General features: G+C 44.3%; 7 protein-coding genes. 3 read left to right on the top strand and 4 right to left on the bottom strand.

The genetic code is table 11. The features are described from left to right. Positions 1 to 33 precede the first annotated feature (33 nt). Positions 34 to 720, top strand: coding sequence for a hypothetical protein (locus BLT35_RS23740; protein ID WP_062409824.1), 687 nt, complete (start codon positions 34 to 36; stop codon positions 718 to 720). A 72-nt stretch (positions 721 to 792) separates the two neighbouring features. Here the strand turns inward: BLT35_RS23740 and BLT35_RS23745 are convergent, their stop codons facing one another. The 4 genes from BLT35_RS23745 to BLT35_RS23760 all read right to left on the bottom strand — a co-directional run bounded on the left by BLT35_RS23745 (position 793) and on the right by BLT35_RS23760 (position 4,321). After that, positions 793 to 1,752, bottom strand: a complete 960-nt coding sequence (locus BLT35_RS23745; protein ID WP_062409823.1) for an AlbA family DNA-binding domain-containing protein — start codon at positions 1,750 to 1,752, stop codon at positions 793 to 795. A gap of 145 nt (positions 1,753 to 1,897) precedes the next feature. Beyond that, positions 1,898 to 2,179, bottom strand: a complete 282-nt coding sequence (locus BLT35_RS23750; RefSeq protein ID WP_062409822.1) for a hypothetical protein — start codon at positions 2,177 to 2,179, stop codon at positions 1,898 to 1,900. 209 nt (positions 2,180 to 2,388) lie between these two features. Next, positions 2,389 to 2,589 (bottom strand): hypothetical protein, encoded by a 201-nt coding sequence (locus BLT35_RS23755; RefSeq protein ID WP_062409821.1) that lies wholly within the window; start codon positions 2,587 to 2,589, stop codon positions 2,389 to 2,391. Between the two features lie 46 nt (positions 2,590 to 2,635). Next, on the bottom strand, positions 2,636 to 4,321 hold the full coding sequence (locus BLT35_RS23760; protein ID WP_062409820.1) for a recombinase family protein: 1,686 nt from the start codon (positions 4,319 to 4,321) through the stop codon (positions 2,636 to 2,638). A gap of 451 nt (positions 4,322 to 4,772) precedes the next feature. Between BLT35_RS23760 and BLT35_RS23765 the strand changes: the two genes are divergently transcribed. Together BLT35_RS23765 and BLT35_RS23770 are read left to right on the top strand one after the other, a co-directional pair. Next, positions 4,773 to 5,867 carry an AAA family ATPase gene (locus BLT35_RS23765; RefSeq protein ID WP_062409819.1) on the top strand — a complete coding sequence of 365 codons (1,095 nt, stop codon included), beginning with the start codon at positions 4,773 to 4,775 and terminating at the stop codon, positions 5,865 to 5,867. Positions 5,868 to 5,897: 30 nt separating this feature from the next. After that, complete coding sequence (locus BLT35_RS23770) at positions 5,898 to 8,144, top strand: S8 family peptidase (protein ID WP_074729929.1); 2,247 nt, start codon at positions 5,898 to 5,900, stop codon at positions 8,142 to 8,144. The last annotated feature ends 154 nt before the right edge of the window (positions 8,145 to 8,298 follow it).

Here is an 8,298-nt window from a genome sequence, read left to right on the forward strand (position 1 = left end):
TAACTTTACCTATTAAAATGGAGGAATGTAACCATGATTAAAGCGTACGAAGACATGCTGGAGAATATCAAAGCGTTCGAAGCCGCCCAGGAAGCGGATAACGGGCAGCTGGAAGCCGCAGAAGCGGAAGCAGAGCAGGCCCGCCAGCGGTATAACGCCCTGCTGGAAAAGGCCCTGGAGGACCCGGAACTGGCCGCAGATATCGCCGAAACGAAATTACAGCGCCTACGGGCGAATCTGGACGCTGTGAAGAAGCCGTACCCGGACGGCATGGCGGTAGCCTTTAGGAACGTCCAGGCCGAAATTCGCCGCAGAATTGCCGACGGCAGCCTGCTTCGTGAAGAATTTCAGCCCCTGCTGGACAAATTGAAAGAGCATATGCAGGGGTATACGGACACGCTGGCCACTGTATTCGTCAAAATGCACCAGGTAAACAAAAGCCTGGCGCATATCCAGCACAGCACAGCCAGCGCCGTATTGCGGTACACTGGTAAAGAAGAACGCTTTGGCTTAATGGGGCCGGAACTGATTAAAGAATCTGACTTCAAGGAATGGGCCTGGGTAGATCATTACCAGTACAATAACGACCTGGCAGCGATTCGTAAGGCTGCCCTGGAAGAAACAAGCCCCGAAGTAAAGCTGCCCCCGGCGTACCAAATGCCGAACGTCCTAACGGTAACGCGCAGAGAATCGGAACAGAAGACATACATTGCGGAATAAAAGAAAACCCGCGTAGCAGGCTGTGAAGCCCCTGCGCGGGTTTTTAAGTTGATCGTGGTACATTTATGCTTACTATTCTTTATAGCGCATCTGACCAAAAGCATTCCATAGCGAATCGAAGATAGGGCGAAGCTGTTCTTTTAAATTTTTTGTTCTATCTTCGATTAAAATTTCGGGAAATATTAGCTTATCTTGTTTTAGTTTACGTTGTTCAAAAAAGAAATATTTCATTGGATCAACAGCAAATTCATAACCGGCAACTCCGAACATTGATATTGACACATAAAACGGTTCCTTCATATCCATTATTTCAAAGTTTGATATACTTTGACCTATAAACTCAGTTATTTTTTCAACAAAATAAGTTGACGGTATTCTACCTTCTCTTGTAAGGCGTATCGTAGCACCTTCTATAATTCCGTTTTTGAAAATTTGCATGCTTGAAGCATTATCTGATGTGTTGGAGTAAATGCCATCAAAGTTTATCCTTGGGTTCCAACCTGCACTCGCAATTGGTGCTAGGCGTAGTTTCTCAATTAAAGATAAATCTAGGGAATACCTATTTTCGAAACATGTAATGGGAATAAGATGGATTAAAGTAAATGGAGAAGAATTGTTGTATTCAAGCATATATTCTAATGCTCTTTCTTCTCTAAATTCTTTGACCTTCTTGGAGAACTCTGTAGTCTCAGAAAACATATTTCGAAGTTCAAAAACGTCTAATGGGAATTTACCGTTGGATTTCCGAGAATAAAACTTCGACGACCCTTTTACTCTATGCGGACGAAGCCAGCTACGACCTACTCTAAATAAGAATACATATCGATTTTCTCCGACTTCAAATATTTTTGTTTGTACTTGGGGTAACTTAGGCTCTACTCCATTTTGTAAGATATTAATGTACTTTAAAAGTTCTTTATCCGTATCTTCCGTAGAAATGCCCGATAGTTTAATCGGCCCATTTTCAGGTGCGTCAATTCCTAGTAGAAAATCACCACCATATGTATTAGCAAGAGAAGTGAAGCGGCGCAAAATGCATCTGGATGGGAAATATCGCTTTTGTATTCATGGTGTTGATCTTCTTTAACGTCATTCTCAGCAAGTGTAAATAAGTCTTTAATAGATAAATCATCTAGTTTCTTGAAATATGTGCTCATTTTTATTCACCTTTTCTCGATTAATTTACTGCGCCCTTCGGCGTTCGCGGTACGCGCGGCACTTTTCCGCTAAATTTAACCTGGCCGTTATATGCCATTTCTATAATGACCCTGGTAGACAGCGGGCAGGCTAAATGATTCGTGAACGTCACAGATGGAACTGGCCCTACAGGTGTACCTTCCAGCGACAGCGCCAGGAATTCTACGCGGCGTACTGCTTCGGGGCTTCCTGACAGCTTCCCATTATCGTACGTAATTTCTGCCGTTTCGCCGCCTATCCTAACTTTCGCTGTGAATTTCATACCCCGGCCCCCTCAATTTGTAGGCATAGTCGCGCCGCAGCGTTTCAGCTAGTACCTTTTCGCCCATGCCTTCCAGTTGACGAAGTCGCCACTGGTAATGCTGGGTAATACCCGGCATTCTTACGTCACCTTCAACGAAGTCGGAAATAATCTGCTGCGCTACATGCGCATTTTCAGGTTTTCAATCAATCCGGCGTAAGTGTAGGCGTTCATACCCCGGCCCCCAGGGCTGCCGCGACTTCTTCCCACAGCTGCGAAACAGGCTTTTTCCCTTCGGCCCACTCCCGCAGGAATGCCAGGGCGGCTTCCGCGTCGCGGTAGGATAGTTCGCTAATCTTTTTATGCAGCGTTGCCCGCTTGTAAATGTATTCCCGGTCTATCGGCAGCGGTGTTTCGTTTATCTCAGCCATAAATAAGATACCCCCATAAAATATTCGGCAGAATAGCAACAGCATTTTAAAGAAACTGTTTTTTTACTTCCTCTGTGATCTTTTTTAATCCCAGGCTGGCCTTCGTGCTGCGTTTCTTCCTAGGGCCGCCGTTGTTCATGTAGCCGAATGGGTTAGGTGCGACAGGTACGACAACCGGGAAAGGCGTTTCGCCGTTAAGGTACGCCTTTAGGACCAGCTTATCTTCGTATAGGACCCCGGATGGAAACAGCCGCCCGATTAGCTCCATTTGTTCCTGGGGCGTCATTTCTTCGTCAAGATATAGCAGCGCTTCGAAATACTGGCTTACAGCTACGTAGTTAAACATTTGCTGCATTACGGCTTCTTTCTTGTTTTCCAGCTGGCGCTTCCGGGCAGTATGAACCTGGCGCTGGCTTTCTAGTTCTGCCTGCTTCGATTCCAGCAGGCCCCCGGAAAATCCCCCGCCGCCTTTAAGCACTAAATCCAGCAGATTGTCGTACATTTGCTGTACTTCGTTTAGCTGCTTGTTTACGCCTTCTATTTCCGCGTTAAGCTGTTCTATGTCCTGGGGGTTGTATTCGAACTGAATATAGCGTCGGGCTGTTTCTTCGTTGTCCAGTATTTCCTTAACCGCCCGGATTAAATTAAAGTCAATGCGAATCGAATTTATGGACATTCCGCAGTCTGGGCTGTAGTCGGGCTTATGTTCGCGTCCATGCTTGTAATAAAAGTGTATGCCGTATTTTATGCTGCCGCTTTGTTTAAGCGAAAGCTTACGACCACAATCGCCGCATGTTACCGCGATATTCCGCGTAAGCGCTGGGTAGATCGGGTTACGCCTCTGGTACTTCTCTTTTCGTTTCAGTTGGATTCTATGCCAGGTTTCTTTTGAACGTAGAGGCGGGTATACGCCTGGGGTTACAATCGTTTCGCCGTTTGAAAAGGACTTTTCCATAACGCCATGATAGGCCTTACTGGTAAGGCGCTTACTGATATGCTGGCTATTCCAGGGCTTCCCGGACGGCGGCTTTTTGATACCGTTAAGCACTTCCGCTATTTTTTCGTCGCTTAAACCCTGTTTTAAGTACAGATCGTCAATAGTCGGGATAACCCAGCTGTAGGCTTCGTTAACAGTATGCTTCCCGGTATTTTTGTCGTACAGGTATTCGAAAGGCGGCTTACCCCAGCCCTTACCTTCGCGGGTACGCTGCCGCTTACCCCTCATCATGCGTTTAACGATTTTCTTCTTTTCCCGTTTGGCGAATAAGTTTTTTAAGTCGCTAAAGAATTCGTCGTCTTCGTCGGCCAGATCGGTTATCTTCCCTGGTTCGGCTATCTTTACGCTGTTTTCGCGCAGCTGGCTTTTAAGGTATTCCCAGCTAACCGTATCCAGGCGGGAAAGTCTATCCTGGTCAATACACAAAACTACGTCGCCTTTGTCATCGTCTACATCGTCCAGCATCTGCGTAAGGCCTGCCTTATCCAGTTTGCCGCCGCTATCTACGTCGCGGTAAATGCCGACGATAATCCAGCCCATTGAATGGGCGTACTGTACTAATTCCTGTATTTGTGCTTTAAGCGAGAATCTATATTCCTGCAACTTTGTCGATACCCGGATATAAATAAATACCCGAAGATTTTTACCCGGCAAGGCCGCTTTATTGAAGTAGAAGACGGTACTCCCTTTCGTGAAATAATTGCCTATACGATGAATATCTTCTATGGCTTGCACACCAGCACCCCCCTTGTCTCCGCGTATGCTACTAAAGTACTATTTATTCATTTTACGCTGATTAATCGCAGTTGTAACCAATTATCTTCAGATAATAGTGCGTGTTGCAGTGTGGTTATGGATGGATGCGTAATGAGTGATTTTATAAAAACTTGCAGGTCCATGTAGGATTATCTGTCCTTCAAGGCTTGAATTCAATGTTAAAGTAGATTGAATGGCGGAAGTTCCAAACGGACAGGAGGAAGGCGAACCTCGTTATGCTTTTGCGAGTATCACGTATACCCAGGTGAAATAATACAATTTGTACTTTTCAACACTTCGTCTGGTAACTGAAAAATTAGTGCGAACAAAATTGCGAACAAAATTGTGGACTAATTATTGATTATGTATTATAATTTAGTCCATATGGTAATATAACATAATTAAAATAAGGGATGGAAGGTGGACTAAATTGAGTTCATTTATAGGTGAGTACGTCCATCTGTTGAGGTTGGCTTTAGAAGGGCGACCACAAGAAGTTGTGGCATTAGCTCGGAAAAATCTTCGAAGTCTTATGAAAGCCAATCCAGAAAGCGCAGAGGCAATAAAAAAGTTACTGTCTCAATATGAGGAGAAGAGCGGTATTGCAGTTAGAGACGCTAAGCAACAACCGGTTCCAATAGATGTAGATAGTAAGTTAGAGCTACTTAGACGAGAATCAATTGTGTTTGATCAAGAGCCTGTTTGGCCTGAAACTGTAAATAGGGAACTTATATCAGTGATTGAAGAGCGCAAACATGAAAACGAACTAATGGAGATGGGTTTAGCACCCACGAGGTCAATATTATTTGTCGGCCCTCCAGGGGTAGGTAAAACATTAGCAGCGCGTTGGCTCTCTTCACACCTTGAAAGACAATTGCTTACGTTGGATCTTGCTGCTGTAATGAGTAGTTTTTTAGGTAAGACCGGAAACAACATAAGGGCGGTGTTGAATTATGCTCAAAAAACGCCTTCTGTATTACTTTTAGATGAATTCGATGCAATTGCCAAACGGAGGAATGACGATTCAGAAGTCGGAGAACTAAAAAGGTTGGTAACAGTCCTGTTGCAAGCAATTGATGATTGGCCTGCAAATGGGGTATTAATTGCTGCCACTAATCACCCTGATTTACTTGATCCAGCTGTGTGGAGGCGTTTTGAGCGGGTGGTACGTTTTCCGCACCCGTCATCGAACGAAATAAATACGACAATAAAATCTTTAATGGCTGATCTTACAAAGCAAGGAGAGACTTTGGTTGAAGTGCTATCGACCGTATTGGAGGGCAATTCGTATGCTGAGGTGGTTAGACAGATTAATTCGATAAGGAGAGAGAGTGTCGTCCAAAAGAAGCCGTTAGAGATTATGATGGAAGAACTTTTAGCAAGACTAATTTTAAACGCTGAACGGGAGCAAAAGTTAGCGATCGCGATGAAATTGTTAGACACCGGTTTGTCACAGCGGCGTGTTTCCGATATAACTGGCGTGTCGAGAGATACGTTGAGAAAATACTTGAGCAGAAAAAATTAAGACATAAATTCGAAAGGTAAGGTGAAATTGGTGGCTAGAGAGAATAATTTCCTTCTTGGATACGGGGAGCGGCTTACGGCTCCTGTAACAATTAAGTCAGGTGGGGGAGACAAAAATCCGCCGTATGATTTTGATACAGCAAAATGGCAAGTGGCAACTTGGTTGAGAGCTGCAAACAATCAGTTTCAAACCTTACCTTCGGAAGCTTGTCCTAACGATCAAGTTACCGCCATTATAGCATTGCATCCGAGGTATGTTTCAAAGAGCGAATTTCCATCCGACTTACTCAATAGTGTGGGACTTAGAGCTGTCGGCGGAAGAACAAAAAAAATTAAACCACGTGAGTGGGGGATAACGAAGCATCCTGAGGAAGCAATAACAGATGAGCTATTAGTAATGGGGTCTCGAAAAGCATTTTCTTCATGGTCCGAAAATTTAAATGGTTGGGTTCTCTCGAACGTTTCTAAACATTTAACGCATTTTGAGGAACTAACGGCTTTTTCGTCGGAGCAAAAGATAAAGGCATTACCAGATACAACAAACGATATAGTACTAGAGGTTGTGCTGCATGATACTGAGAATCCTGTAGTAATTGAACAGTTTATGGATTTTGCTACGAAACTAGGAGCCCAAGCGGTTGTTCAAAGAGCGAAACAAACAAAGGGACTTACCTTCATTCCCGTATACGCAGATAAAAATATTGCGAAGAAGCTGGCTATGTTTTCTTTTATCAGAGTTGTTCGAGCGATGCCCACTATGCGTCCTTTACATCCTGGGCCTACACGGAGTAATCAATATTACCAAGTGAATTTACCAACTGAAGTGGCCTTAGACCCATCATTGCGTGTTGTTATATTTGATGGGGGGTTACCACAAAACAATCCAGTTACGCCCTGGGTTAACTATATTGAGCCTGCTTCTCTTGCAAATCCTGTACCGGAGCTCTCGGAACACGGATTAAATGTTACTTCGGCGCTTTTGTTCGGCCCATTGAATCTTCAAAGTCCAGCTTCACGCCCATTATGTCATATTGATCATGTTCGTGTATTAGATGATCGGACTGGTACAGGGGGCGATTTTGAATACTACGATGTGTTAGATCGCATACTTGAAGTTTTAGATGATGCAAAGAAAGCAAATCAGCCATACGATTTTATGAATATAAGCTTAGGGCCGGACATTCCCGTGGATGACGACGACGTGACTAGATGGACTTCTGACCTTGATACTCGTCTGGCAGGAGGGAACACATTTGCCACGGTAGCCGCTGGTAATGCTGGACAAAGGGACCCACTTAGTGGCTTGAATCGAGTTCAACCTCCGTCGGATGCAGTAAATGTCCTTTGTATTGGTGCGTGTGACAACGATAGACTTCCAGTTTGGAAGAGGACAGCGTATAGCTGTGTTGGTCCGGGTCGTCGACCAGGTGTTGTGAAACCGGATGGCGTTGTGTTTGGTGGAGACAATAATAATCCGTTCTTTGTTCTGACATCTCGCACAGGTGGAATTAATGCCGCAGGAGTGGCTGGGACAAGCTTTGCTGCCCCATACGCGCTTCGTACTGCTGTTGCTGTAAAAGCACAATTGGGGAACGATTTTGGAGCAATGGCTTTGCGGGCATTGTTATTACATCGTGCAGATAGAGGCATCCATAGCCCGGTTGAAGTAGGTTGGGGGAGACTCGAAACAGATTACGATCGCCTGATAACATGTGATGATGATGAGGCATTAGTAATATTTCAAGGTCAATTACCTGTTAAAGAACATTTAAGGGCGCCAGTCCCCCTTCCAGATGGTAATCTAACGGGGTTCGTCACAATTGATGCGACTTTGGTAATTTCTCCTGAAGTTGATCCTAGTTTTCCGAATGCTTATACAAGAGCCGGGTTGGAAATCGCATTCAGACCTAACTCGGACAAATTTAACACTTACGATAACGGGAAGGTATCTGCCCATGCTGCTACCAAGTCATTTTTCAATGCAAAAAACATGAAAATAAGCGAATTCGAATTGAGGGAAGAAGGGCATAAATGGGAGCCTTGTCTCAAGGCATCTCAACGATTTCAAGCAAGTACATTAAAAGACCCTTGTTTTGATATATACTATCATAATAGGTACGAGGGAATGCCTCAAGATGACCCTAAGCCGATACCCTACGCTTTAGTGATCAGTATTAGGGCACCGAAAGTAAGTAATCTATACGACAGAGTTGTTAGAACTTATATGAACCAGCTTATTCCTCTCCAACCAAAGACCCGAATCCAAATTCGTCCTTAATTATGATAATCATGGGCCTTGGATCGGCTACACTAAGTTGGACAGAAAAAATAAGGGCATGTAGAATAAACCTATCATCCTAAGGAGCGGATCTCTACAATGCCAAAACACCAACGACGTACCTTTACCTCAGAATTTAAAAAACAAATGGTGG

This window comes from Paenibacillus naphthalenovorans (genome assembly GCF_900099895.1).
Lineage (GTDB): Bacteria > Bacillota > Bacilli > Paenibacillales > NBRC-103111 > Paenibacillus_G > Paenibacillus_G naphthalenovorans.

Bases quoted from the DNA above. Each gene is read 5' to 3' on its own strand.
- BLT35_RS23740 (WP_062409824.1), top strand. From the start codon at position 34: ATGATTAAAGCGTACGAAGACATGCTGGAGAATATCAAAGCGTTCGAA.
- BLT35_RS23750 (WP_062409822.1), bottom strand. From the start codon at position 2,179: ATGAAATTCACAGCGAAAGTTAGGATAGGCGGCGAAACGGCAGAAATT.
- BLT35_RS23755 (WP_062409821.1), bottom strand. From the start codon at position 2,589: ATGGCTGAGATAAACGAAACACCGCTGCCGATAGACCGGGAATACATT.